We start from the raw sequence: 24456 nt of genomic DNA, 5'->3' as shown, positions 1-24456 counted from the left end.
CCTGTAATCACCTGACATGAATGAAGAAGCACGCACATACATATGTAGAAAAAAGGGACAGGGTGTATGTGATGACATTGCACGCAATCAGCCGCTATATGGATCAGCCCACACAGAAAATGATGGAAACATTAATTAAAAGAAAGTACAAATATGAGGGCTTTGCCAAGCAGTGTAAAAGATGGCAATGGACAGCCCTTCTATCGCTGGCCATTCTTTTGTTTTATTTTGTGATCACGGCAAATGCGGGAGGCGGCTCACTTCAGCCGGAAGCCATGATTGCCACACTGCTTGGTCATGAAGTATTTCTGTTTTGGATCATGGCTGAGGTCTTTGCTTTTTATGCCTCTTATTACTATAAGAAAAAAGAAGAAAAGGCCGAAGATGAATATCATCGGCTTCGATGTGAAATTATACAAAAGAGTACAGACTTATGGCCGCAATCAAATCAGTGGAAAGAGCGCGAGGCGGTTTTTCACTATATGCAGAAGCAATATGACATTAATCTCTATTATGAAAGTAAATAAATGAGAAAAAAAGACGTTTAACAGTTGAAACGTCTTTTTTCATTCAAGCGTCTTATGAAAGAAAGATATGTAAGGGAGCCATTTGTGATGAAATATGCCATCGGATTTACTGCCGCCATTGCGGCTGTTACAACAGGTGTGTGTGTAACGGCAAAAATGGTGAAAACGGCAAAACAAAACAACATCAAAAAGCATTACTTTACAATAGAAGCACTTCAATCAGACCGGCCTGCTGTCATTTTCTTTATTTCTGATACACACAGACGTCTCATAAGTGACACTTTATTAGCAGAAATCAGTCAAGAAGAGCCAGATGTGATTATGATTGGCGGAGATTTAGCAGAAAAAGGTGTGCCCTACGCAAGGATTGAAGAAAATGTGAAACGTTTATCAAAAATTGCGCCGGTTTATTTTGTTTGGGGAAATAATGATCATGAGCTGCATCAGCAAAGGTTGAAAGAGATTCTTCATGCATACGATGTCACGACTTTGCAAAATGAAACGGCTGTATGGAATTTCGAAGGCCAGCGAATTAAAATTGGAGGAATTGATGATATTCGGCTTGAAAAAGCAGATTATGAAGCGATACGGCCAGAGTTTGTGAAAGAAGATGTCAATATTCTTTTATCACACAATCCAGATGTACATCATTTGATGAGTGAAGAAGAGGGAATCGATCTTGTCCTGAGCGGTCATACGCATGGGGGACAGATCCGAATTGGGAAATTTGGACCGTATGAAAAAGGAAGAACAGGCCAGGTCAAAGGTGCGTTCTTTCTCATTAGTAATGGCTACGGAACAACAAAAATTCCCATGCGTCTCGGAGCAGAACCAGAAACCCATCTGATCTATTTAATGCCTCTAAAAACGCGTTAACTTGCGGCACCCTCAATATTTTCCATAAAAGTCACCGTAAGCATAGCTTCATGCTTGTCTTCCGTCTTGACACAGTGTAAACTGAATACAAAATTAAGAACCTATGACTCATCATCTCATATACTACAGTATGATGTGTGTTTAGAAGAGGCAGGAGGGAACGTTATGCGACTGGAGCGTCTGAATTATAATAAAATCAAAATTTTTCTCACACTAGATGACCTGACAGACCGAGGTCTTACGAAAGAAGACCTTTGGAAAGATTCGTTCAAAGTCCATCAGCTGTTTAAAGACATGATGAACGAGGCGAATCAGGAGCTCGGTTTTGAAGCGAATGGACCGATTGCTGTTGAAGTATTTTCTCTTCAGGCGCAGGGGATGGTCGTCATTGTCACAAAGAGTCAGCAGGAAGATGCTGATGATGAGTTTGATGAAGATTACATTGAGATGCAAGTCAAGCTCGACGAGAGCAAGCATGTGCTCTATCAATTTGCCTCGTTTGAAGATGTGATTCAACTGTCCCATAGTTTAAGTCGTATTGGACTTTTAGGGGGTACAGTTTACCATTATGAAGGTCAATATTATCTCAGCCTGGATGATGTTGGAGAACTATCTGCTGATACAGTCATTTCAATTTTAGCAGAGTTTGGTTCACCTACGACACTCACCATTCACCGGCTAAAAGAGTATGGAAAAGTGATCATGCAAGAAGATGCTGTGAAAACGATTCAAATGTATTTTTAATCACTTTTTTCTATTATATTTAATACTGTTGTGATGAAACAACAGTATTTTTTTATATCCTTTTTTATATTTATAAACGCTGATATTTTATTTTGATAAAAAACGCTTTTTACCTTTGCTTTACCAGTACGAAGGTGTATACTATTGCTTGAAAGGGAGCAGTAGATCATGAAAGATTTCTAGGGGGTTTATTTTAATGGCAGCCGATCAAAACGCCGCTCATAACGCAGAAGATAAGCTAGATGTTTTAAAGTCAACTCAAACCGTCATACATAAAGCGCTAGACAAATTAGGGTATCCGCAGGAAGTGTATGAATTGCTGAAGGAGCCAATTCGTCTATTAACGGTCAAAATTCCAGTACGTATGGATGATGGATCTGTGAAAATTTTCACTGGTTACCGCGCACAGCACAATGATGCTGTCGGTCCAACAAAAGGCGGAATTCGTTTCCACCCGAACGTTACGGAAAAAGAAGTAAAAGCGCTTTCAATTTGGATGAGTTTAAAATGTGGAATTGTGGATCTTCCTTATGGCGGAGGAAAAGGCGGTATTATCTGTGATCCAAGAGAAATGTCATTCAGAGAGCTTGAAAAACTAAGCCGCGGCTATGTTCGCGCCATCAGTCAAATTGTTGGACCAACAAAAGATGTTCCGGCACCAGACGTGTTTACGAACTCTCAAATTATGGCATGGATGATGGATGAATATTCTAGAATTGATGAGTTTAACTCGCCAGGATTTATTACAGGAAAACCAATTGTTCTTGGAGGATCACACGGACGTGATACTGCAACAGCAAAAGGTGTGACGATCTGCATCAAAGAAGCGGCGAAGAAAAAAGGAATTGACATTAACGGAGCTCGTGTTGTCGTACAGGGATTCGGAAATGCAGGAAGCTACTTAGCTAAATTCATGTATGATGCTGGAGCGAAAATCGTAGGGATTTCAGATGCGTACGGCGGATTATACGATGAAGATGGTCTAGATATTGACTACTTGCTTGACCGACGTGACAGCTTTGGAACCGTCACTAAATTATTTAACGATACAATTACAAACCAAGAGCTGCTTGAGCTGGATTGTGATATCCTAGTACCTGCAGCCATTGAAAACCAAATCACAGAAGATAACGCGGCAAACATTAAAGCAAAAATTGTCGTAGAAGCAGCAAATGGCCCAACGACACTGGAAGGAACCAAAATTCTTTCAGATCGTGGTGTACTGCTTGTTCCAGACGTACTTGCGAGTGCGGGTGGTGTAACTGTTTCTTACTTCGAATGGGTTCAGAATAACCAAGGGTTCTATTGGACTGAAGAAGAAGTTGAAACTCGTTTAGAAGATATGATGGTGAAATCATTTAATAATATTTATGAAATGGCGCAAAACCGCCGGATCGATATGCGTCTTGCTGCATATATGGTCGGTGTACGTAAAATGGCTGAAGCTTCTCGATTCAGAGGCTGGATTTAAGCGGCTGATTTGCATCACGCCTTAAAATCTCCTATCCTTAAATAGGAGATTTTTTTATGGAATGGAACAAAGAATCAACAGCCCAGCAATTGTTATTGCAGTGAAATGACAGGAGTGGAACAAATGAAACAAGAAAAAGCGATCATAATAGGAGGCGGCCCATGCGGGCTATCAGCTGCCATCGCATTCAAGCAAATTGGGATTGATGCACTTGTGATTGAAAAGGGGAATGTCGTGAACAGTATTTATCATTACCCAACACATCAAACCTTTTTTAGTACAAGTGAAAAGCTTGAAATCGGTGATGTCGCTTTTATTACTGAAAATCGTAAGCCCGTTCGTATTCAGGCACTTTCCTATTACCGAGAGGTCGTCAGACGAAAAAACCTGCGTGTGCATGCTTTTGAAAAAGTAAACGCCGTGAAGAAACAAGATGGCCGTTTTACGGTGAATACATCAAAAGACGATTATTCATGTGATTACGTCGTCATTGCGACTGGCTATTATGATCATCCAAATTATATGAACGTCAAAGGAGAAGACCTTCCCCACGTGTATCACTATTTTAAAGAAGGGCACCCATATTTTGATAAAGATGTGACGGTGATCGGCGGGAAGAACTCCAGTGTGGATGCTGCGCTAGAACTTGTGAAATGCGGAAGCAGAGTCACTGTACTTTATAGAGGAACTGAATATTCATCCAGCATCAAACCTTGGATTTTACCAGAGTTTGAAGCGCTGGTTCGTAATGGAACGATTCGCATGGAGTTTGGCGCGCAGGTGAAAGAAATCACAGAGGAAGATGTAATCTTTACAAACCAGCAAGATCAAACGGATCGAGTGAAAAGTGACTATGTATTTGCTATGACTGGCTATCATCCAGACCATTCTTTCTTAGAAAAAATGGGTGTCACGATAGATCAAGAATCAGGCCGTCCAGCATTTGATGAACAGACGATGGAAACGAATGTTGAAGGTATTTTCATTGCAGGAGTCATTGCTGCTGGAAATAATGCCAATGAAATTTTCATCGAGAATGGAAGATTTCATGGCGGACTCATTGCAGAAGAAATCAATAAAAGAATCAACAGATAAAAAAAGAACTGGATCCTTCAAAGGGGTTCGGTTCTTTTTTATACAAATTGGGATTATATAGAAATTTATTTTTAGAAAAATGGGCCCGAGTCATATAAAAAAAGGGTAAATCATGGTACGATAATGAAGGATAATGTAGGGAAAGAGGTCTGGTTATGATCGCAATCATCTCAGCAGGTTTAGCTCCCGGCATCGCACTTTTAAGTTATTTTTATCTGAAAGATCAGTACGACAATGAGCCGGTTCACATGGTCATCAGATCTTTTATGCTAGGTGTCATACTTGTGTTTCCAACCATGTTTATTCAATATGTCCTTCAAGAGGAAAAAATCGCAACAAACCCTATCTTGATTTCATTTGTGACGTCGGGTTTTTTAGAGGAATCATTAAAATGGTTTATTTTAATGGTCAGCGTTTATGCACATGCCCAGTTTGACGAACACTATGACGGGATTGTGTATGGAACAAGTGTCTCACTTGGTTTTGCAACACTTGAAAATATACTTTACTTAGTCGGTCACGGGGTCGAATATGCGTTTACCCGTGCTTTATTACCTGTATCAAGTCACGCATTATTTGGTGTTGTGATGGGATTTTATATCGGAAAAGCGCGCTTCTCTGATAAAAAAGAGCAGCGCAAATGGCTGCTCCTTTCTTTAACGCTCCCTGTGCTGTTTCACGGCCTGTATGATTTCATTCTATTAGGGATGAAAAACTGGGGATATATCATGGTGCCGTTCATGATTTTTTTATGGTGGTTTGGTTTAAGGAAAGCAAAAAAAGCCCGTGCGGTAAAAATGGTGCAAATTTAATTTGGAAAACGTCCTTTTTATATATAGGGCGTTTTTTTGTCTTTTCCATCCAATTCTCTCCTGTGTTGAATGTATAAAAATAGGGATCGGAAGAAACATATATTCAAACATCAAAAGTACAGGAGGATCAAATATGGATAAAGCTCGTTTCATGAAACAAATCGTTCTTATCTTCTCAATCGTTCTTCTTGCGTCTTCACTTTTGACAGACAGTAAAAGTGAAGCCTTCACCAGCCAAGTCATCCAGCGCGGGGCAACAGGAGAAGATGTAGTCGAGCTGCAAGCACGTCTCCAATACAATGGTTTTTACAATGGCAAAATCGATGGCGTCTATGGCTGGGGGACATACTGGGCCGTTCGCAACTTTCAAAGCCAATTTGGTGTAAAGAAGGTCGATGGACTTGTAGGTGAGAAAACAAAAAGCTTATTAGTTCAAAAGACGAAATACTACAAAGAGTTTGTTCAAAAGCAGCTGCAGCAAGGGAACCAGTTTACTCATTATGGCGGGAAGCCTCTTGATCAGCAAACAAAGGCTCCGCAAAGAAGCTCGCAAAAAAAGACAGCCCAAGGTACAAAAGAAAATCAAAAAAGTCAAAGTGGATCATCTGGGAAGTCTGGCAATCAGTCAGGTAGCCAGCAGGGAAATCAAACACCGAAACAAACAGCAGCCAACATGCCTGGTGGTTTTTCTAGTAATGACATTCAGCTCTTGTCGCAAGCTGTTTACAGTGAAGCCAGAGGTGAGCCGTATGAAGGACAGGTGGCCATCGCTGCCGTTATCTTAAACCGTTTGAACAATCCGACCTTTCCAAATACGATCGCAGGGGTCATTTTTGAACCGCTGGCGTTTACCGCTGTTGCAGATGGGCAATTTTATATGACGCCAGATGAAACGGCAAAAAAAGCTGTGTTTGATGCAATCAATGGCTGGGACCCATCTGAGAGCGCCATTTATTACTTTAATCCTGATACAGCAACAAGTCCATGGATTTGGGGAAGACCACAAATTAAACGAATCGGGAAACATATATTCTGCGAATAAAAAGAGGTGTAAATAAATGATCAGAGGAATATTGATTGCTATTTTAGGAATTGCTGTCATCTCAACAGGTTACTGGGGCTATAAAGAACATCAAGAAAAAGACGCCGTGCTGCTTCATGCTGAGAACAACTACCAAAGAGCCTTCCACGATTTAACGTATCAGGTGGATCAGCTGCATGACAAACTGGGCGCAACTCTTGCGATGAACAGCCAATCATCCATCTCACCAGCACTTGCAGATGTATGGAGAATGTCATCAGAAGCGCATAACAATGTCAGCCAGCTCCCGCTCACATTGATGCCTTTTAATAAAACGGAAGAATTTCTGGCAAATGTCGGAGACTTTAGCTACAAATCATCAGTCAAAACTTTATCAGACGAACCATTAAATAAGGATACACACAAAACCATTACAGCCCTATATAATCAGGCATCAGATATCCAAAACGAACTTAGACAAGTGCAGCACCTCGTCCTTAATAAAAACTTAAAATGGATGGATGTTGAAATGGCGCTGGCTGACGGCGATCGAAAGAACGACAACACCATCATTGACGGGTTGAAAACAGTCGAGAGAAATGCAGATGCATTTGCAGATGTCGATCTGGGGCCTACAAATGTGTCGACAGAAAAAGAAACACAAGGCTACAATCATTTAAAAGGTGACAAGATTTCAAAAAAAGAAGCGATCCGCATTGCACAGCAATTCACACCCGACCATAACCAACATTTTAAAGTGAGAAAAAGCGGCAGCAAAACCAATCGCGACGTGTACAGCTTATCGATGTCTGATCCAGACAGCCATGCAAACTTTTACTTAGACTTAACTGAAAAAGGAGGACACCCAGTCTATCTTCTTCAGAATCGAGACGTGAAAAAACAAAAAATCAGTTTAAATGAAGCATCAGAAAAAGCCCTTAGCTTCTTAAAGAAACAAGGATTTGACACGGAATCGTTCCATTTAGATGAAAGTGCACAATTTGATAATATCGGTGTATTTACCTATGTGCCTCTTCAAAAAAATGTTCTGCTTTATCCAGATAGTATACGCATGAAAGTCGCATTGGACGATGGCGAGGTTGTTGGGTTTTCAGCGAAGGACTACTTAACGAATCATAAAACTCGAGACATCAAAGCACCGAAAATCTCTCAAAAAGAAGCGCAGAAAACATTGAATCAGCATGTGAAGATCGAAGATACTCATTTAGCGATTGTACAAAATGATATGTCAGAGGAAGTTCTGTGCTATGAGTTCCTCGGTACGATAAAAAACGATACGTACCGCATGTTCATTAATGCAGATACTGGAAAAGAAGAACGAGTAGATAAACTAAAAAACGCAGAACCTATATATAAAGACCTATAGAAAAGGAAACGAGGAAAAGGCTAATAAGTCTTTTCCTTTTGTTTTAGACATGGTTTAATATAAGAGAGGATACGATTTCACAGATGAAAAGAGTGATGAGGAATGTTACAAATAGGGGATGCAATCACAATTGAATATGTCAATGAGAACAAAGAAGTGAAAACGGCAAAATCGAAGGTTTTGGAAAATAATAACGATGATATTTGCATTAATTATCCAGCTGATAAAGAAACGGGCCGCACCATCTACTTAAACCAGCAAACAGAAATCACCGTCTTCTTTTTTGACGAAAATCAAATTCCATACAAATGTAAAAGCGAAGTCATTGGAAAAAGAAAAGAAGATATTCCGATGATTGTTATTTCCATTCCGCCAAAAGAAGAAATGGTCCGGCTTCAGCGAAGAGAATATTTGAGAGTGGATACGATGATCAAAGCCACCATCATGCAAACGGATGATGAGCCCTTTGACACGTTTATTGTGAATATAAGTGCTGGCGGCGTGGCGATTGCTGTTCCTGAGGGCTTGTCATTGAAAGATTATGGAGAAGTGGTCACAGAGTTTGAACTTCCCTTAAAAGAGCCCGTGAAAATTAAAGCGGTTGCAGAGATGAATCGAGTATATCAAGATGAACAGTCTGGCAAAACAAGAGCGATCATGGAGTTTTCAGAGATCACAAATGACCACCAGCAGCACATTATGAAATACTGCTTCCAGCAGCAGCTTTTAACACGTGTGAAAAAAGCATAAGAATAAAGGGTGTAAAAAGCTTCCATACTAGAGAGGAAAGAATCTAGCGTGGAGGCTTTTTGTATGAAGACAATGGAAAGATGGTTATTGAAAGTGGTGCTCATTCAGCTTGTTTTATTGCTAACTGTTCAGATCACACTTCATTTGACGAAAGGAGAACTTTTTTTGTCAAAAGTCGTGCAGTATGAGGGTGTGAATAACATGAGCATTGAAGAATGGATTGAGACGTTTAAGCAGAAGGATTGATAGAAAATTCCCCCGTTTGAGCGGTGATCGTGTTACAATTCATAAGGGAGATTCAATCAAGGAGAGGTATTATGAAAAAGAAATTATCTATTGCAATTGATGGTCCTGCAGCAGCAGGCAAAAGCACTGTGGCAAAAATTGTCGCAGCAAAAAAATCATATATTTATATTGATACAGGTGCCATGTACCGCGCGATTACACTTGCGGCACTTAATCAAGGTATAGACCTTGAAGATGAACAGGCACTTGATTCATTACTGAAAAAAACAGTCATTGAACTTGTAACAACAGGCGAGGGTCAAAAAGTCCATCTAAACAATACGGATGTCACAGAGGATATTCGCACAGACCGCGTAAGCAACCAAGTATCGGTTGTTGCAAAGCACAGAGCTGTTCGGGAAGAAATGGTCCGCAGGCAGCAAGAGCTTGGCAAAAGAGGCGGCGTCGTTATGGACGGAAGAGACATAGGCACTCACGTACTTCCAGATGCCGAAGTGAAAATTTTCTTACTTGCATCAGTAGAAGAAAGAGCAAAGCGCCGCTTTGAAGAGAATCAGAAAAAAGGCTACGATGTCAATTACGATCAGCTGATCGAAGAGATTGCAAGACGCGATAAGCTTGATTCTGAGCGCGAAGTTTCACCTTTGAAGAAAGCAGATGACGCCATTGAAATTGACACCACTTCCCTTTCTATTCAAGAGGTGGCAGGGAAAATTTTAGATGCAGCAGACCGCGTAGAGAAACAGTAAGAAATTTTAGAAAACTTTAATAAGTTAGAGGTTTATCTCTTGACAAACAAGGTCTTTTATTAGAAGTTTATACTAATACTATTTTTATTGATCATTCAAGCAATTATATTGATTTGAATGTTTCTATAATACATATTCGGCTGGCATTCATCATGCTTAAGACACATATTCGCCCAGTCGTTTTAACTAAGCTGTGTAGGTTTGGACCAAGGAGGTTATCGAAATGACAGAGGAAATGAATCAAATCGATGTTCAGGTACCAGAGGTTGGAGATGTAGTGAAAGGGATTGTTTCTAAAGTTGAGGACAAGCATGTCAATGTAGATATCGTCAATGTGAAACAACCTGGTATCATCCCAATCAGTGAATTATCAAGTCTTCACGTTGAAAAAGCATCAGATGTCGTGAAAGATGGCGACGAGTTAGAGCTTAAAGTAACAAAGGTCGAAGACGATGCTTTGATTTTATCTAAACGTGCTGTTGATGCAGACCGCGCTTGGGAAGACCTAGAGAAAAAGTTTGAAACAAAAGAAGTATTTGAAGCTGAAGTAAAAGACGTTGTAAAAGGTGGTCTTGTCGTTGACATTGGTGTGCGCGGATTTATTCCTGCATCTTTAGTAGAAGCACACTATGTAGAAGACTTCACAGATTACAAAGGGAAAACACTCTCACTTGTCGTGGTAGAACTTGACCGCGAAAAAAATCGCGTGATTCTCTCGCACCGTGCAGTCGTTGAGCAAGAGCAGTTAGACAAAAAGCAAGACTTCCTGCAAAAGCTTGAAGTAGGCAGTGTGATTGATGGTAAAGTGCAGAGGCTTACTGATTTTGGTGCATTTGTTGACATTGGCGGCATTGATGGATTAGTTCACATTTCTCAACTATCCCATGCGCATGTTGAAAAGCCATCTGACGTAGTAGAAGAAGGACAGGAAGTCCAGGTCAAAGTACTTGCTGTTGATCGTGATAACGAGCGTATCTCACTATCTATCAAAGAAACATTACCAGGACCTTGGAGCCAAATTGGTGAAAAGGTAAAACAAGGTGATGTGCTTGAAGGAACTGTTCAACGTCTTGTGAGCTTTGGTGCATTTGTTGAAATTCTGCCAGGTGTAGAAGGGCTTGTGCATATTTCCCAAATCTCTCATAAACATATCGGCACGCCGCAAGAAGTCCTTGAAGAAGGGCAGACTGTCAAAGTGAAAGTGCTTGATGTGAATGAAGACGAAGAGCGCATCTCACTAAGCATTCGTGATTTAGAAGAAAATCCTGAAAAACAAATCGAAGAGGATTATCGTCAATATCAGGCGAAAGAAGAAAACACAAGCGGATTCCAGCTTGGTGACCTGATCGGCGATAAACTCAATAAACTAAAATAATTTGGTGATCAAAATTGACGCGAGCAGAAAGAAAGAAACAGCATATTGAGCATGCGTTGTCCACTGGCCAGCATGCAGCAACAGGTTTAGAAGATGTTTCCTTCGTTCACGCCAGTTTACCAGATCTTGCAACATCACAAATTGATACACATACGACAATTGGCGGACTGACTTTCGGTTCGCCAATTTTTATCAATGCAATGACTGGCGGGGGCGGAGAATCTACCTATGAGATCAACCGCTCTTTATCGATCGCAGCGAAGGAGACCAATATCCCGGTAGCAGTAGGGTCACAAATGGCTGCACTGAAAGATAAAGAAGAAAGACGAACATATGAAGTCGTTCGTGAAGTCAATCCAGATGGTATTGTATTTGCGAATTTAGGCAGTGAAGCGACAATGAAGCAAGCTCAAGAAGCAGTCAGCATGCTCGAGGCAAATATGCTCCAGATTCACCTGAATGTCATCCAAGAGATTGTCATGCCTGAAGGGGATCGCGATTTCAGGGGGGCGCTTGAGCGGATTGCAGCTATCGTTGAATCTGTTGGTGTGCCTGTTGTCGTGAAGGAAGTCGGATTTGGCATGAGCAAGGAGACGGCAAGAAAGTTATTCCATGCTGGGGTTGCAGCCGTTGATGTAGGCGGATTTGGTGGGACGAACTTTTCTAAGATTGAAAATCTCCGCCGCCAAAAAGCACTTCGTTATTTTGATCAATGGGGGATTCCAACTGCAGCGAGTCTTGCTGAAGTACATACAGCCTTTCAGAATCAAACGATTTTAGCCTCCGGAGGTATTCAAGATGCTCTTGATGTAACCAAATCAATGGCTCTTGGCGCATCTGCTGCTGGTCTAGCTGGATTTTTCTTGAAATCATTGACCAGTGGAGGAGAAAGCGGCCTCATCGCAGATATCATGGAACTTCAAGAAGATATCAAGATGATGATGACAGCGCTTGGCGTAAAGACGATTGAAGAACTGAGACAAGCTCCAATTGTGATCTCAGGGGAAACAAGTCATTGGCTCAAAGAAAGAGGCGTTGACACAACGTACTATAGTAAGAAAGGCATGTGATCATCACATGCCTTTTTTTATTGATTTCTTTTTCGAGCGCTTTCTGGACCTTCTAATGCTGTTGCACCCTTATGATGAATGGATTGATTACGGTCAGATTCCACTCTTTTTGATGCCTTTAAACGCTTTTCCTGTCTATCTTTTCCCATCATACACCCCTCCTCAATCATTAGGGTGTCACCTCTTATTTATTTCATACAGAGCCGGTAACGATCCTCATGTTTAAAAATTGGAGATTTTCCCATAATGTAATTGAGGTGATCAGGCGTTGGAGGCTTTGTACTATTATTGGTCTATATGGTTCGTTTGGATTATGGTGACATTTATTATGGAAAAAAGTTTGTGGCGCAGTGTGCTGGGCATCTGTGTACTTGTCCATATTATATTCAGTCATTTCATGATATCCGTTTTAGATATGAGCATCAATGCGGGGTTCTTGATGACTTTTTTATATGCATGTGCCGCTTTCGTGATATTCAGGCCTGGTTATCGAATCATGAGAATTATGCAATTGGGCTCAATGGTGAGCGCATATGCCTTTTTTATGATGTTTGCATTATATGACCCCGTTTGGTTCACGATAATAAAGGTGGATTGGGTCGTATTTACCTTGCTGATCTTAATGTGTATGACATATGGACATTCGTTAGCGCAAAAAATCACCCTATGGATGATGTCAGTATGTCTTGGCGAAGCCCTTTATGCGCTCACGATTCACCGCCTTACATCATCAATTGTCATAGGGGATCTCTCTTTTCTTTCCTTCGTTGTTCAAGGAGCGGTCTTCCTATTAGGTGTCGATCAGCTTGAAAAGCTCTTGAACGCCCGTTCATCAAGAAAATCAGTAAAAGGGGCTGCAAAATCAACATGACAGACTATACGTTTCCTGTGATTATTGGTGTCATCTTTGGGATGGCGGCCAGACTTTACATGTTAAGAACTGATTACCGGCAATACCCTACGTATATTCATGGACAAGTGATTCACATTGCGCTTGGTTTTATTGCTTCAGGATTAGGTGCAATCATTATGCCTGCACTAATTCAGGAGGAATTTACGGCGATAACCTTTCTCACTTTGGCAGCCACGCAATTTCGGGATGTCCGAAATATGGAAAGAAATACGTTAACCCAAATGGATTCGTATGAGCTTGTCTCAAGAGGCAGTACATATATAGAAGGCATTGCCATTGCTTTTGAAAGTCGAAATTATATTGCCATTCTCACTGCACTCATTACAACAACAGCCTGTATTTTCTTTTCGCTTGTTATTGGAACAGTGGTCGGTATTCTTTGTTTTTTCATGGCAAAGCTATTAATGTCAGGCAGTCAATTAAAGGATATCGTCAGCATTCAAAAAGGGGAGCTTCGCTTTGATGGGGCAGGGCTTTATGTAAATGATATATACATTATGAACATCGGGCTGCCTGAAAAGCAAAAACTCATTTTAGAGCATGGGATGGGCTTTATTTTGACACCGAAAAATTTCAACTCTGCTACAACGATTGCCAACCTTGGTCAGCGGCAAGCCATTTTATTTGATTTATCGAACGTGCTTGGCGTATACCGCGATTCTGGTGAGCCATCGCTCTGTCCGCTCGCAAAACGTGATCTGAATACCGGTACACTTGGCGTATTCATTTTACCGCAATGGTATCGTGAAGATTTGGCTGTCCGTGTATTAGAAGAGGTGCCTATTTTAGAAAATGCCATTAGAATGCCAACAGATTTCATTAAAAAGAAAGTGAGGTAATAGGGCATGGCGAACACCATTGAACAATTTATATTGGCTGTGGCAACAACAAATAAAGAGCGGGTCATTGGCGGAACAGCCGTTTTTTTCTGTGAAAATAAAGAAGAGCTCGACATGTATGCCATGAATTTAGAGGCCATTTTAGATGGAATTGCACACGGCATTGGAGAAGATCTTTACTTGATTGTCAAACATTTTTAAGTTATTCATTGTGGTCTGATTAAAAATTGATATAATATATAAGTTGAACCCTTCATGTTTGAAGGGTTTATTTCATAAAACTGAATGAAAATTTTAAATCCCGGTTGAAACATGATGATGAACATATTGAATCGCGGCTGGATTGAAAGGAAGGGTACTATGGGTAAACCTGTCGTAGCCATTGTTGGAAGGCCCAACGTTGGAAAATCTACAATTTTTAATCGAATCGCAGGCGAAAGAATATCGATTGTAGAAGACACACCTGGTGTAACAAGAGATCGAATCTATAGCTCTGCTGAATGGTTAAATTATGACTTTAATTTAATAGATACTGGTGGAATTGATATTGGAGATGAGCCATTCTTGGCGCAAATTCGCCATCAGGCAGAAATCGCAATGGACGAAGCAGATGTCATTATCTTTATGGTGAATGGCCGAGATGGCGTGACATCTGCGGATGAAGAAGTCGCAAAAATTTTATATCGCACGAAAAAGCCAGTTGTACTTGCTGTCAATAAACTGGACAACCCTGAAATGAGAAGCGACGTGTATGACTTTTATGCGCTCGGATTTGGCGAGCCGTTTCCGATTTCTGGAACGCATGGATTAGGTCTTGGTGATCTGCTTGATGCAGTTGCAGAACATTTTAAGAATTTACCGGATACGCAATATGATGAAGAAGTTGTCCAGTTCTGCTTAATTGGCCGCCCCAATGTAGGGAAATCTTCTTTAGTGAATGCTATGCTGGGAGAAGACCGCGTCATTGTCAGCAACATCGCTGGTACAACAAGAGATGCTGTCGATACGATGTTTACGTACAATCAGCGTGACTTTGTTATTGTTGATACAGCAGGTATGAGGAAAAAAGGGAAAGTATATGAAACAACAGAGAAATACAGTGTGCTTCGTGCATTAAAAGCCATTGATCGCTCTGATGTTGTCGCTGTTGTACTTGATGGCGAGGAAGGCATTATTGAGCAGGATAAACGAATTGCGGGCTATGCACACGAAGCTGGTAAAGCTGTTGTCATCATTGTGAACAAATGGGATGCTGTTGAAAAAGATGAGCGTACGATGAAGGAATTTGAGCAAAACATCCGTGAGCACTTTCAATTCCTTGATTATGCACCTGTCTTGTTTATGTCTGCTCTTACGAAAAAGAGAATTCATACATTAATGCCGTCCATAATCACAGCGAGCGAAAACCATGCAATGCGCGTTCAAACCAATATTTTAAATGATATCATCATGGATGCGGTGGCGATGAATCCAACGCCGACCCATAACGGACAGCGCCTCAAAATTTACTATGCAACACAGGTGGCCATTAAGCCTCCGTCCTTCGTTGTGTTTGTAAACGATCCAGAGCTTATGCACTTTTCTTATGAGCGTTTCCTAGAAAACCGCATTCGAGATGCATTTGGTTTTGAAGGAACACCGATTAAAATATTTGCGAGAGCGAGAAAATAAAAAGGGTGAGCAGGATGAAGAAAATTTCCGTACTTGGAGCAGGCAGCTGGGGAACAGCTCTTGCGCTTGTATTAGCTGATAATCATCATGATGTACACATGTGGGGACATAGACAAGAGCTCATTGATCAAATCAATGAGAAACATGAAAATCATGATTACTTGCCAAATGTCGAACTGCCAGCGTCTATTCAGGCGACAACCGATATGAAGCAGGCTTTAGAAGGGACAGAGGCGATTATTGTCGCTGTGCCAACAAAGGCCATTCGTGAGGTATTGAAGCAGGCAAATGAGCTGATTTCATCGAAGGTGCCGTTTGTCCATGTCAGTAAGGGAATCGAACCAGATACACTTCTTAGAATTTCTCAAATGATTGAACAAGAAGTCCCATCTGAGAAAAGAGAAGCTGTCGTTGTCCTATCAGGGCCAAGTCATGCAGAAGAAGTAGGTCTGCGTCATCCGACAACTGTTACTGTCTCGTCAGAAAATATTGAAGCAGCTCAATTTGTTCAAGATTTGTTCATGAACAATCATTTTAGAGTGTACACAAACCCTGATGTGATTGGGGTGGAAATTGGCGGCGCATTGAAAAATATCATTGCTCTTGCGGCTGGTATCACAGACGGACTTGGATATGGTGACAATGCAAAAGCGGCGCTTATCACTAGAGGACTTGCTGAAATCGCACGTCTTGGCACAAAAATGGGAGGGAATCCCCTTACATTTGCCGGATTAACAGGTGTTGGCGATTTGATCGTGACATGTACAAGTGTTCATTCGCGTAACTGGCGCTGCGGGAATTTACTTGGTAAAGGATATAAGCTTGAAGAAGTGCTTGAAAAAATGGGGATGGTTGTCGAAGGCGTCCGCACAACAAAAGGCGCTTATCAGCTCTCCAAAGAATACAAGGTCAGCATGCCGATTACAGAGGCTCTTTACGGTGTCCTGTTTGAAGGGAAAAAGGTTGACGATGCTGTAGAATCTTTAATGGCACGTGTGAAAACACATGAGATGGAAGACCTTGTGAACATGTTTGAAAACCAAACAAAATAAATGGAAAGACTGAACTTAGGCATGTAGAGGATGCAAGAAGGGGAAGACTTGCATAACATAGCAATGAAGTTTGAATAGAGCTTTGCCTCTACAGAATGAGGAAAATAGTCGATCCAATGACTGAAGCAGAGTCCCCCTCTTTGCTTCAGTTTTTTTATGCGCTTTTTTCTAAATGAATGGAAAAATGATTGATATTTACCTTATTTTTGGTTTAGAATGAAATATAAACGCTTACAATTCGTTCGTTTTAAAGGGGGACAGGCACGATGAGTTTTGCTTTAATCAAGATGTGGTTTGCGCTTGGTTCAATGGGGCTCATGTTTTTAGCCGTAGTAACCATTTATTTCAGCAGGTTTAAGCTGAAAAGCAAATTTCTTAAAATAATGGCCTCAACCGTCGCATACAGCTTGATGCTTATATCGGGTATCATTGTGTTTTTAGTTGTCTTTAGCGGGCCGGTTAATGAATAAAGAAAAAGGAAGAATGTGATGATCAAAGCAAAAGTCAGTGTCACGCTGTTAGCACTTATGTTATTAACAGGATGTCTGTATCCAGAAAATCGCAAAGCTGAGAACCGGGTGCCATACGAAGAGCAGCTGCAAAGTGTACAGACAGCGATTGAGGAATTTCAAAAAGCAACAAATGGTCTTTTGCCTATAGAAACGAAAGAAGCAGACACGCCGGTTTATCAGAAATATGTCATCGACTTTAAGCGCTTGTCACCAAGATATTTACACGATGTACCGTCTACATCTTATGAAGGCGGGGGCGAATATATTTATGTCCTCACAGACGTCGAAAAGAAACCAACTGTGAAACTGCTTGATGTCAAAATGACGCAGACCATCAATGAATTACGTCTTAGGATCAAGATGTATCAAGATGAACATACATATCCGCCATACGGCAAAGTCGTATCAGACAATTTATATACGTTAAATGAGAAAAAATTAGGATTAAAATCGCCGCCTGCGGTCATGAGTCCTGTGACAGGGAATTCCCTCCCATTACTGATTTCATCAAACGGTGACATCTATGTGGACTATCGCAGTGATTTTGCTCATATTTTGAAGAATACGAAGCAAAAGCTGAAACCAGGTGAAAACATTCAAGATGTATATTGGCAGGAAACCCCGTTTGTACCCGCGTTTTCTGTCCCATATACCATCAACAAAAAAGGTGAGCCTGCCTTTTTAGAAAAAAAGACGTCATAAACAAGAATGAACCTTTTTCCTCTGCATATAAATGAGGAGAAAGGTTTTTTTATGGCTAAACTTACTCTCAAAACAAAAAGGTGTCATATTCAAATAGGACAACGTCATACACATATATTGTCCAGACACCTTTCAAGCACAGTTTGATTGAAGTATAGAGTATTTAATTTGAAAACGAGGATAGCAAGTCCGGGAGGGGATCACTTGGAAAAAGTCGATATTTTCAAGGATATCGCTGAACGAACAGGAGGCGATATATATTTAGGAGTCGTTGGCGCTGTTCGTACAGGGAAATCTACGTTTATTAAAAAGTTTATGGAGCTCGTGGTGCTCCCGAATATCAATAATGAGGCAGATCGTGCAAGAGCACAGGATGAATTGCCGCAAAGCGCAGCAGGAAAAACCATTATGACCACAGAGCCAAAATTTGTACCGAATCAAGCAGCATCTATTCACGTGAGTGACGGTCTTGATGTCAACATCAGGCTTGTCGATTGTGTGGGATACACTGTCCCTGGTGCGCGCGGGTATGAAGATGAAAATGGCCCAAGAATGATCAATACGCCGTGGTATGAAGAGCCAATCCCGTTTCATGAAGCAGCGGAAATTGGTACACGCAAGGTCATTCAAGAGCATTCAACAATAGGTGTTGTGATTACAACAGATGGATCTATTGGAGAAATCCCAAGACATGATTATATTGAATCTGAAGAACGTGTGATTGATGAACTCAAAGAGGTTGGTAAGCCGTTTATTATGGTCATCAACTCTGTGAGGCCATATCATCCTGAAACAGAAGCGCTCCGGCAGGAACTTAGCCAAAAGTATGATATTCCAGTACTCGCCATGAGTGTAGAAAGTATGAGAGAGCAAGACGTACTCAGTGTACTTCGTGAAGCATTATATGAATTCCCAGTTCTAGAGGTGAATGTGAACCTGCCAAGCTGGGTGATGGTGCTGAAAGAAGATCACTGGCTGAGAGAGAGCTATCAGGATTCAGTGAAGGAAACCGTAAAGGATATTAAAAGATTAAGAGATGTCGACCGTGTCGTTGGTCAATTCAGTGAATTTGATTTTATCGAAAGAGCGGGTTTAGCTGGAATTGAAATGGGTCAGGGGATTGCGGAGATTGATCTGTATGCGCCAGATGATCTATATGATCATATACTAAAAGAAGTCGTTGGTGTAGAAATTAGGGGGAAAGACCATCTACTAGAGCTCATGCAAGATTTTGCTCATGCTAAGACAGAATATGATCAAGTGTCAGACGCGTTAAAAATGGTGAAGCAGACTGGTTACGGAATTGCAGCGCCAGCGTTGTCAGATATGAGTTTAGATGAGCCAGAAATCATTAGGCAGGGATCTAGATTTGGCGTGAGATTAAAAGCAGTAGCTCCATCTATTCACATGATCAAAGTAGATGTAGAGAGTGAATTTGCACCGATTATCGGAACAGAAAAACAAAGTGAAGAGCTCGTCCGCTACTTAATGCAAGACTTTGAAGATGATCCGCTTTCTATCTGGAATTCAGATATATTTGGCCGCTCCCTCAGCTCCCTTGTCAGAGAAGGCATTCAAGCAAAGCTTTCTCTCATGCCGGAAAATGCAAGATATAAGCTGAAGGAAACGCTTGAAAGAATCATCAACGAAGGATCAGGCGGTTTGATCGCGATTATTTTATAGCAAGTGAGACCTCTCATTGATAGGGGTCTTTTTTTTGCGTGTGGAATGAGTCATAAAAAGACAATTGTATAAAGATTAGTCAGATTCAGGCTGAAATTAGGAATATTCGTTCGCAAAAGTGCCCTTAATCCTTGACGAATAAGGATTCTTCCCTTTAAAATGCTTGATATGGTATTTCATATGTGTTAATCTACTTACAGAAAATCTTCACTTTGTTGGACAAACATTCCTTCAAAGAGATGTTTTCTAATGAAAAGCCATGTATAACGCTTTCTAGGACGCTCTTTTTTTCTGAAAAAGGGTATAGAAAGAAGATGAATTGTGAAGAAATGATAACAATCTACTGAATTCATATTTTTGGGAGGAGGTGAAAGGCATGAACAAGACAGAACTTATTAACGCGGTTGCTGAAGCAAGCGAGTTATCTAAAAAAGACGCGACAAAAGCAGTTGATTCTGTTTTTGATACAATTTTAGATGCACTTAAAAATGGTGACAAAATCCAACTTATTGGTTTTGGTAACTTTGAAGTACGTGAGCGTTCAGCTCGTAAAGGACGTAACCCACAAACTGGTGCAGAGATTGAAATCCCTGCAAGCAAAGTACCTGCTTTCAAACCAGGTAAAGCACTTAAAGACGCGGTGGCAGGTAAATAATCGTTATGTGTAATGATCCTGTTGAAGGAGTTATACATATACAGTTTCACACTGGTCTAGAAAAGCCCCTTTCATAAGGGGCTTTTCCTTTTGAATCAAAAGGTTCGTTTAGAACGCTCTCCTTTGCTTTTAGGATCTGAAGTGTGCTAGAATCTGAATGAAATGTAATCGCCTTTGGAGGATATAATACATGAGTGAAATAAATAAAGAATTAATCGAACACGCAGTACGCGATATATTAAAAGCAATCGGAGAAGATCCAGATCGTGAAGGACTTCTCGATACCCCAAAACGAGTCGCAAAAATGTATGAAGAAGTGTTTTCAGGATTAAATGAAGATCCAAAAGAACATTTTAAAACCATTTTTGGCGAAGACCACGAAGAACTCGTCCTTGTAAAAGATATTGCTTTCCATTCAATGTGTGAACACCACCTCGTGCCTTTCTATGGGAAAGCCCACGTTGCTTATATTCCGCGCGGCGGAAAAGTAACGGGACTTAGCAAGCTGGCAAGAGCAGTCGAAGCCGTGGCAAAACGCCCGCAGCTTCAGGAACGCATTACATCAACCATTGCAGATAGTATGGTGGAAACACTTAATCCGCATGGCGTGATGATTGTTGTTGAAGCAGAGCATATGTGTATGACGATGCGCGGAGTGAAAAAGCCAGGTGCTAAAACAGTGACCTCAGCAGTCCGCGGCACATTTGCAAATGATGCAGCAGCAAGAGCAGAAGTGCTTTCCTTTATTAAAAACGACTAATTCAATAGATGGACGGTGAACAAAATGAGTGAAAATAAAGCATCTGATTTTGTGGTGATTAAAGCCATTGATAATGGTGTAAATGTCATCGGCCTAACAAGAGGTTCTGATACAAGATTTCACCATTCCGAGAAGCTCGATAAAGGTGAAGTGATCATTGCGCAATTTACTGAGCATACGTCAGCGATCAAAGTAAGAGGCGATGCTGTCATTCAAACAAGCTTCGGCGAAATTCAAAGCGAAGCAAAGAAATAAAGAACTTGTATGCACTTGATAGCATAAAAGTGAGAGCTGATATGGTATAATAAATCTCTATACAATGTGCAGGTCTACATATGAAACTGTAATTTTTGGGACAAGGGTGATATCTTTGCAAGACATCTACGGAATTTTATCTAATCTAAATATAAAATTAAATAAAAAGCTTTCTCATCCTTATTTGGCGAAGCATTTACGTGCACCACTCATCGATGAAGATAAGCTCCTTCTTTTTCATGCAATGTTTGATGAAGCCCAAATTGATGCAGAGAAAAAAGAAAATTATATTTTAACGGCGATGCTTGTGCAAATTGCCCTTGATACCCATGACGAAGTCACAACTGCTGCAGCCATCAAGCAAGACGAATTCAAAAATCGTCAGCTGACCATCCTGGCAGGAGACTATTTCAGCGGTCTCTATTATTCTCTTCTCTCTGACATGAAAGACATATATATGATCCGCACGCTTGCTACGGCGATCAAAGAGATCAATGAACATAAAATTAGACTGTATGACCGGTCCATTCAAGATGCAGCGCACTTTTACAAAAGTGTAGCTACAGTTGAATCTGCGCTTTTCCAAAGGATTTCTGAGCATTTTCAATTAACGCATTGGAATGAGATTGCAAGTCGTTTTCTTGTTTATAAACGTTTCATGAAACAAGCAGAAAATGACAAACATTTAAAACTTTTTTTGAACGATAGTTATACGGACGCCTATTCATGTTTTGACAACTTTGAGAATGAAGGCTATGAAAAGGCCAAACGGCCGATCAAGGAGCATCTTGTTTCATCTCCGGTCGTTCAAAAAGAGCTATTAAATCGCTTGGATCATATGAAAAATGAGCCTGCGTACCATCAGAAAGTGGAAGAAGGGTAAGTCATGCAGCAATCAAAAGAACAGCGAGTACACGGTGTATTTGAAAAAATTTATAAAAACTATGATCAAATGAACTCTGTCATCAGCTTTAAACAGCATAAAAAATGGCGTGATAAAACAATGAAGCTCATGAATGTGCAAAAAGGCTCTAAAGCATTAGATGTATGCTGCGGGACAGCCGATTGGACAATTGCGCTTGCAGATGCTGTTGGAGAAAAAGGCGAGGTCAAAGGTCTTGATTTCAGTAAAAACATGCTGAGTGTTGGAGAAACGAAGGTGAAGACTGGGGGCTACAAACAGATTGAATTGCTTCACGGCAATGCGATGGAGCTCCCTTTTGAAGACAACTCATTTGATTATGTCACCATCGGTTTTGGACTTCGAAACGTCCCTGATTATTTAACGGTGCTAAAGGAAATGACAAGAGTAGTGAAGCCTGGCGGAATGGTTGTCTGTCTTGAGACATCACAGCCTGAGATGATCGGCTTTAAGCAGGGCTACTACATCTATTTCAAATACATTATGCCGCTCTTTGGTAAACTGTTTGCCAAAAGTTATCAGGAGTATTCATGGCTTCAAGAATCGGCCAAAACATTCCCTGGCATGAAAGAGCTGGCGGCTCTGTTCGAAGAGGCCGGGTTGTCTGATGTCTCGTATCATCCATTTACAGGCGGTGTAGCAGCAACACATATCGGAAAGAAGCTTTGAATAAACGATATTTGGGTGAAGATAATGAAACTAAAAGCAATGATCTCTTTTTTAAATCATGATATCGATATAATTGAAAAAGAGCTTGAACAAACAGTTCGCTCTGATTATGCATTATTAAGTGAAGCAGGTCTTCATTTGCTGCAAGCGGGCGGAAAACGAATCCGCCCCGTTTTTGTTCTCCTTTCAGGCATGTTTGGTGACTATGACATTAATAAAATAAAATATGTTGCCGTTGCCCTCGAGCTAATTCATATGGCATCACTTGTTCACGATGATGTCATTGATGATGCAGAGCTGAGAAGAGGCAAACCAACGATAAAGGCAAAATGGGATAACAGAATTGCCATGTACACAGGGGATTATATGTTTGCGAGATCACTTGAATACATGACAAAAATCAATCACCCAATGGCACATGAAATTTTGTCAAAAATGGTCGTTGAGCTCTGTCTTGGTGAAATAGAGCAAGTGAAAGATAAATATAATATGGAACAGAACCTGCGTACATATTTAAGAAGAATCAAACGAAAAACAGCCTTGCTTATTGCTGGCAGCTGTCAATTAGGCGCTATTGCAGCAGGTACAGATGAAAAAACACATAAAGCCCTCTATTGGTTTGGATACTATGTCGGCATGTCTTATCAGATCATTGATGATGTCCTTGATTTCACATCAACAGAAGAAGAGCTGGGCAAGCCTGTTGGAGGAGACCTTTTACAAGGAAATGTCACACTCCCAGTTTTATATGCACTGAAAAATCCGACACTAGAAGGTCAATTGAAGCTGATCAATAGTGAAACGACGGAGAAGCAGCTGAAGCCTGTCATTGAAAGCCTCAAACAAACAGATGCGATCGACCGCTCGATTCGAGTGAGTGAAATGTATTTGAAAAAAGCTTTTGAACAGCTCGACAAGCTTCCTCGAGGACGAGCGAGAACGTCACTCGCCTCCATTGCAAAATATATTGGGAAACGAAAATTCTAATCAACGTTACGTTGATTGGTTTTTTTGTGAAATTTTTTGTCAAAAATTGATTATTATAAAAAAAAATGATACGATCACTTTGTAACAATGTAAGCCTATACATACATAACGACGGGGTGGAAAACGTATATGGACAAAACATTTCTTATGGTCAAACCTGATGGTGTGGAAAGACAATTAATCGGTGACATTGTGTCAAGATTCGAAAAAAAGGGGCTTCAGCTTGTTGGTGCAAAACTAATGAGTATACCAAAGGAAGTAGCAGAAACACATTACGGAGAGCATAAAGAAAAACCATTTTTCGGGGAATTGGTTGACTTTATTACGTCAGGACCTGTATTTGCAATGGTATGGCAAGGTGAACAGGTAGTAGACGTAACAAGACAAATTATCGGCAAAACAAATCCAAAGGAAGCGCTTCCAGGAACAATAAGAGGAGACTATGGATTGACTGTTGGGAAAAACATTATTCATGGGTCAGACTCACCAGAAAGTGCTGAAAGAGAAATTAACTTATTCTTCAAACAAGAAGAACTCACAAGCTGGGATCAAACCATCTCAAGCTGGATTTATTAAGGTTCAAGCCAAGGTGTTCATTCAATGAGCACTTTGGCTTTTTTTATATTGAACTTTCTACACGAAATTTCGTATGAGAAGATACAAATTTTCGATAAAAACAGCTATACTAGGACAAAGATAGATGAGACAGGAGA

29 protein-coding genes are annotated in these 24456 nt (G+C 40.7%); 28 read left to right on the top strand and 1 reads right to left on the bottom strand.

The window, feature by feature from the left end:
• The first annotated feature begins 71 nt into the window (after positions 1 to 71).
• The 13 genes from ACP69X_RS11255 to fni all read left to right on the top strand — a co-directional run bounded on the left by ACP69X_RS11255 (position 72) and on the right by fni (position 12123).
• Positions 72 to 527, top strand: a complete 456-nt coding sequence (locus ACP69X_RS11255; protein WP_041085941.1) for a DUF2663 family protein — start codon at positions 72 to 74, stop codon at positions 525 to 527.
• A gap of 87 nt (positions 528 to 614) precedes the next feature.
• A complete protein-coding gene (locus ACP69X_RS11250) occupies positions 615 to 1403 on the top strand; it encodes a metallophosphoesterase (RefSeq protein WP_426052682.1) in 789 nt (262 codons plus the stop codon).
• Positions 1404 to 1568: 165 nt separating this feature from the next.
• A complete protein-coding gene (locus tag ACP69X_RS11245) occupies positions 1569 to 2147 on the top strand; it encodes a genetic competence negative regulator (RefSeq protein ID WP_024428080.1) in 579 nt (192 codons plus the stop codon).
• Between the two features lie 196 nt (positions 2148 to 2343).
• Positions 2344 to 3618, top strand: a complete 1275-nt coding sequence (locus ACP69X_RS11240; RefSeq protein ID WP_007500982.1) for a Glu/Leu/Phe/Val family dehydrogenase — start codon at positions 2344 to 2346, stop codon at positions 3616 to 3618.
• Positions 3619 to 3741: 123 nt separating this feature from the next.
• Complete coding sequence (locus tag ACP69X_RS11235) at positions 3742 to 4713, top strand: YpdA family putative bacillithiol disulfide reductase (protein ID WP_041086836.1); 972 nt, start codon at positions 3742 to 3744, stop codon at positions 4711 to 4713.
• Positions 4714 to 4868: 155 nt separating this feature from the next.
• Entirely contained in the window at positions 4869 to 5525 is a 657-nt protein-coding gene (gene prsW / locus ACP69X_RS11230) for a glutamic-type intramembrane protease PrsW (protein ID WP_041085934.1), read from the top strand.
• Positions 5526 to 5658: 133 nt separating this feature from the next.
• Complete coding sequence (sleB, locus tag ACP69X_RS11225; RefSeq protein WP_269103337.1) at positions 5659 to 6567, top strand: spore cortex-lytic enzyme; 909 nt, start codon at positions 5659 to 5661, stop codon at positions 6565 to 6567.
• A gap of 16 nt (positions 6568 to 6583) precedes the next feature.
• The gene (gene ypeB, locus ACP69X_RS11220; protein ID WP_305960272.1) at positions 6584 to 7933 is read left to right on the top strand and encodes a germination protein YpeB; all 1350 of its coding nucleotides are present in this window, start codon (positions 6584 to 6586) and stop codon (positions 7931 to 7933) included.
• 102 nt (positions 7934 to 8035) lie between these two features.
• On the top strand, positions 8036 to 8683 hold the full coding sequence (locus tag ACP69X_RS11215) for a flagellar brake protein (RefSeq protein WP_041085928.1): 648 nt from the start codon (positions 8036 to 8038) through the stop codon (positions 8681 to 8683).
• 63 nt (positions 8684 to 8746) lie between these two features.
• On the top strand, positions 8747 to 8929 hold the full coding sequence (locus tag ACP69X_RS11210) for a DUF5359 family protein (RefSeq protein ID WP_024422820.1): 183 nt from the start codon (positions 8747 to 8749) through the stop codon (positions 8927 to 8929).
• A gap of 71 nt (positions 8930 to 9000) precedes the next feature.
• Entirely contained in the window at positions 9001 to 9678 is a 678-nt protein-coding gene (gene cmk, locus ACP69X_RS11205) for a (d)CMP kinase (RefSeq protein ID WP_338527480.1), read from the top strand.
• A 223-nt stretch (positions 9679 to 9901) separates the two neighbouring features.
• Positions 9902 to 11053, top strand: coding sequence for a 30S ribosomal protein S1 (gene rpsA / locus ACP69X_RS11200; RefSeq protein WP_041085926.1), 1152 nt, complete (start codon positions 9902 to 9904; stop codon positions 11051 to 11053).
• Positions 11054 to 11067: 14 nt separating this feature from the next.
• On the top strand, positions 11068 to 12123 hold the full coding sequence (gene fni, locus ACP69X_RS11195) for a type 2 isopentenyl-diphosphate Delta-isomerase (RefSeq protein WP_041085924.1): 1056 nt from the start codon (positions 11068 to 11070) through the stop codon (positions 12121 to 12123).
• 17 nt (positions 12124 to 12140) lie between these two features.
• On the opposite strand, the gene ACP69X_RS11190 is transcribed toward fni, so the two are convergent.
• Positions 12141 to 12272: a YpzI family protein gene (locus ACP69X_RS11190; RefSeq protein ID WP_305960269.1), complete on the bottom strand. Its 132-nt coding sequence runs from the start codon at positions 12270 to 12272 to the stop codon at positions 12141 to 12143.
• A gap of 119 nt (positions 12273 to 12391) precedes the next feature.
• Between ACP69X_RS11190 and ACP69X_RS11185 the strand changes: the two genes are divergently transcribed.
• From ACP69X_RS11185 to ndk, 15 genes are all read left to right on the top strand, one after another.
• Positions 12392 to 12994, top strand: coding sequence for a YphA family membrane protein (locus tag ACP69X_RS11185; RefSeq protein WP_422666686.1), 603 nt, complete (start codon positions 12392 to 12394; stop codon positions 12992 to 12994).
• Positions 12991 to 13875, top strand: a complete 885-nt coding sequence (locus tag ACP69X_RS11180) for a YIEGIA family protein (RefSeq protein WP_073979669.1) — start codon at positions 12991 to 12993, stop codon at positions 13873 to 13875. The genes ACP69X_RS11185 and ACP69X_RS11180 overlap by 4 nt, the downstream gene beginning before the upstream one ends.
• Before the next feature lie 6 nt (positions 13876 to 13881).
• Positions 13882 to 14076 carry a capping complex subunit for YIEGIA gene (locus tag ACP69X_RS11175; protein WP_008344527.1) on the top strand — a complete coding sequence of 65 codons (195 nt, stop codon included), beginning with the start codon at positions 13882 to 13884 and terminating at the stop codon, positions 14074 to 14076.
• Between the two features lie 159 nt (positions 14077 to 14235).
• Entirely contained in the window at positions 14236 to 15546 is a 1311-nt protein-coding gene (der, locus tag ACP69X_RS11170) for a ribosome biogenesis GTPase Der (RefSeq protein ID WP_041085918.1), read from the top strand.
• A 14-nt stretch (positions 15547 to 15560) separates the two neighbouring features.
• Positions 15561 to 16598 (top strand): NAD(P)H-dependent glycerol-3-phosphate dehydrogenase, encoded by a 1038-nt coding sequence (locus ACP69X_RS11165; RefSeq protein ID WP_041085916.1) that lies wholly within the window; start codon positions 15561 to 15563, stop codon positions 16596 to 16598.
• Between the two features lie 266 nt (positions 16599 to 16864).
• The gene (locus tag ACP69X_RS11160) at positions 16865 to 17068 is read left to right on the top strand and encodes a DUF2768 domain-containing protein (protein ID WP_041085913.1); all 204 of its coding nucleotides are present in this window, start codon (positions 16865 to 16867) and stop codon (positions 17066 to 17068) included.
• Between the two features lie 18 nt (positions 17069 to 17086).
• Positions 17087 to 17812, top strand: coding sequence for a hypothetical protein (locus ACP69X_RS11155; RefSeq protein WP_059376268.1), 726 nt, complete (start codon positions 17087 to 17089; stop codon positions 17810 to 17812).
• A gap of 204 nt (positions 17813 to 18016) precedes the next feature.
• On the top strand, positions 18017 to 19495 hold the full coding sequence (spoIVA, locus tag ACP69X_RS11150) for a stage IV sporulation protein A (protein WP_008344534.1): 1479 nt from the start codon (positions 18017 to 18019) through the stop codon (positions 19493 to 19495).
• A gap of 376 nt (positions 19496 to 19871) precedes the next feature.
• Positions 19872 to 20150 (top strand): non-specific DNA-binding protein Hbs, encoded by a 279-nt coding sequence (gene hbs / locus ACP69X_RS11145; protein WP_003215863.1) that lies wholly within the window; start codon positions 19872 to 19874, stop codon positions 20148 to 20150.
• 190 nt (positions 20151 to 20340) lie between these two features.
• Positions 20341 to 20910, top strand: a complete 570-nt coding sequence (gene folE / locus ACP69X_RS11140) for a GTP cyclohydrolase I FolE (RefSeq protein WP_003215789.1) — start codon at positions 20341 to 20343, stop codon at positions 20908 to 20910.
• 24 nt (positions 20911 to 20934) lie between these two features.
• Positions 20935 to 21165, top strand: coding sequence for a trp RNA-binding attenuation protein MtrB (gene mtrB / locus ACP69X_RS11135; protein ID WP_008344541.1), 231 nt, complete (start codon positions 20935 to 20937; stop codon positions 21163 to 21165).
• A 115-nt stretch (positions 21166 to 21280) separates the two neighbouring features.
• On the top strand, positions 21281 to 22048 hold the full coding sequence (locus tag ACP69X_RS11130) for a heptaprenyl diphosphate synthase component 1 (RefSeq protein ID WP_041085908.1): 768 nt from the start codon (positions 21281 to 21283) through the stop codon (positions 22046 to 22048).
• 3 nt (positions 22049 to 22051) lie between these two features.
• Positions 22052 to 22756 (top strand): demethylmenaquinone methyltransferase, encoded by a 705-nt coding sequence (locus ACP69X_RS11125; protein ID WP_024422810.1) that lies wholly within the window; start codon positions 22052 to 22054, stop codon positions 22754 to 22756.
• A 24-nt stretch (positions 22757 to 22780) separates the two neighbouring features.
• Entirely contained in the window at positions 22781 to 23743 is a 963-nt protein-coding gene (gene hepT / locus ACP69X_RS11120) for a heptaprenyl diphosphate synthase component II (protein WP_041085904.1), read from the top strand.
• A gap of 129 nt (positions 23744 to 23872) precedes the next feature.
• Positions 23873 to 24319, top strand: a complete 447-nt coding sequence (gene ndk, locus ACP69X_RS11115) for a nucleoside-diphosphate kinase (protein ID WP_024422808.1) — start codon at positions 23873 to 23875, stop codon at positions 24317 to 24319.
• Positions 24320 to 24456: the final 137 nt, after the last annotated feature.

The sequence above is a fragment of the Bacillus sp. DC4300-2b2 genome, from assembly GCF_049895685.1.
Classification (GTDB): domain Bacteria; phylum Bacillota; class Bacilli; order Bacillales; family Bacillaceae; genus Bacillus; species Bacillus safensis.
This window is presented reverse-complemented; position numbering and strand designations above follow the sequence as displayed.

Excerpts from the sequence above, each read along its gene's own strand:
- hepT (WP_041085904.1), top strand. The coding sequence starts at position 22,781 with ATGAAACTAAAAGCAATGATCTCTTTTTTAAATCATGATATCGATATA.
- ACP69X_RS11245 (WP_024428080.1), top strand. The coding sequence starts at position 1,569 with ATGCGACTGGAGCGTCTGAATTATAATAAAATCAAAATTTTTCTCACA.
- ACP69X_RS11160 (WP_041085913.1), top strand. The coding sequence starts at position 16,865 with ATGAGTTTTGCTTTAATCAAGATGTGGTTTGCGCTTGGTTCAATGGGG.
- rpsA (WP_041085926.1), top strand. The coding sequence starts at position 9,902 with ATGACAGAGGAAATGAATCAAATCGATGTTCAGGTACCAGAGGTTGGA.
- ACP69X_RS11190 (WP_305960269.1), bottom strand. The coding sequence starts at position 12,272 with ATGGGAAAAGATAGACAGGAAAAGCGTTTAAAGGCATCAAAAAGAGTG.
- ACP69X_RS11215 (WP_041085928.1), top strand. The coding sequence starts at position 8,036 with ATGTTACAAATAGGGGATGCAATCACAATTGAATATGTCAATGAGAAC.
- ACP69X_RS11155 (WP_059376268.1), top strand. The coding sequence starts at position 17,087 with ATGATCAAAGCAAAAGTCAGTGTCACGCTGTTAGCACTTATGTTATTA.
- ACP69X_RS11235 (WP_041086836.1), top strand. The coding sequence starts at position 3,742 with ATGAAACAAGAAAAAGCGATCATAATAGGAGGCGGCCCATGCGGGCTA.
- der (WP_041085918.1), top strand. The coding sequence starts at position 14,236 with ATGGGTAAACCTGTCGTAGCCATTGTTGGAAGGCCCAACGTTGGAAAA.
- folE (WP_003215789.1), top strand. The coding sequence starts at position 20,341 with ATGAGTGAAATAAATAAAGAATTAATCGAACACGCAGTACGCGATATA.
- ypeB (WP_305960272.1), top strand. The coding sequence starts at position 6,584 with ATGATCAGAGGAATATTGATTGCTATTTTAGGAATTGCTGTCATCTCA.
- mtrB (WP_008344541.1), top strand. The coding sequence starts at position 20,935 with ATGAGTGAAAATAAAGCATCTGATTTTGTGGTGATTAAAGCCATTGAT.
- ACP69X_RS11180 (WP_073979669.1), top strand. The coding sequence starts at position 12,991 with ATGACAGACTATACGTTTCCTGTGATTATTGGTGTCATCTTTGGGATG.
- ACP69X_RS11240 (WP_007500982.1), top strand. The coding sequence starts at position 2,344 with ATGGCAGCCGATCAAAACGCCGCTCATAACGCAGAAGATAAGCTAGAT.
- ACP69X_RS11125 (WP_024422810.1), top strand. The coding sequence starts at position 22,052 with ATGCAGCAATCAAAAGAACAGCGAGTACACGGTGTATTTGAAAAAATT.
- ndk (WP_024422808.1), top strand. The coding sequence starts at position 23,873 with ATGGACAAAACATTTCTTATGGTCAAACCTGATGGTGTGGAAAGACAA.
- ACP69X_RS11165 (WP_041085916.1), top strand. The coding sequence starts at position 15,561 with ATGAAGAAAATTTCCGTACTTGGAGCAGGCAGCTGGGGAACAGCTCTT.
- ACP69X_RS11175 (WP_008344527.1), top strand. The coding sequence starts at position 13,882 with ATGGCGAACACCATTGAACAATTTATATTGGCTGTGGCAACAACAAAT.
- prsW (WP_041085934.1), top strand. The coding sequence starts at position 4,869 with ATGATCGCAATCATCTCAGCAGGTTTAGCTCCCGGCATCGCACTTTTA.
- ACP69X_RS11255 (WP_041085941.1), top strand. The coding sequence starts at position 72 with ATGACATTGCACGCAATCAGCCGCTATATGGATCAGCCCACACAGAAA.
- ACP69X_RS11250 (WP_426052682.1), top strand. The coding sequence starts at position 615 with ATGAAATATGCCATCGGATTTACTGCCGCCATTGCGGCTGTTACAACA.
- cmk (WP_338527480.1), top strand. The coding sequence starts at position 9,001 with ATGAAAAAGAAATTATCTATTGCAATTGATGGTCCTGCAGCAGCAGGC.
- hbs (WP_003215863.1), top strand. The coding sequence starts at position 19,872 with ATGAACAAGACAGAACTTATTAACGCGGTTGCTGAAGCAAGCGAGTTA.
- ACP69X_RS11210 (WP_024422820.1), top strand. The coding sequence starts at position 8,747 with ATGAAGACAATGGAAAGATGGTTATTGAAAGTGGTGCTCATTCAGCTT.
- sleB (WP_269103337.1), top strand. The coding sequence starts at position 5,659 with ATGGATAAAGCTCGTTTCATGAAACAAATCGTTCTTATCTTCTCAATC.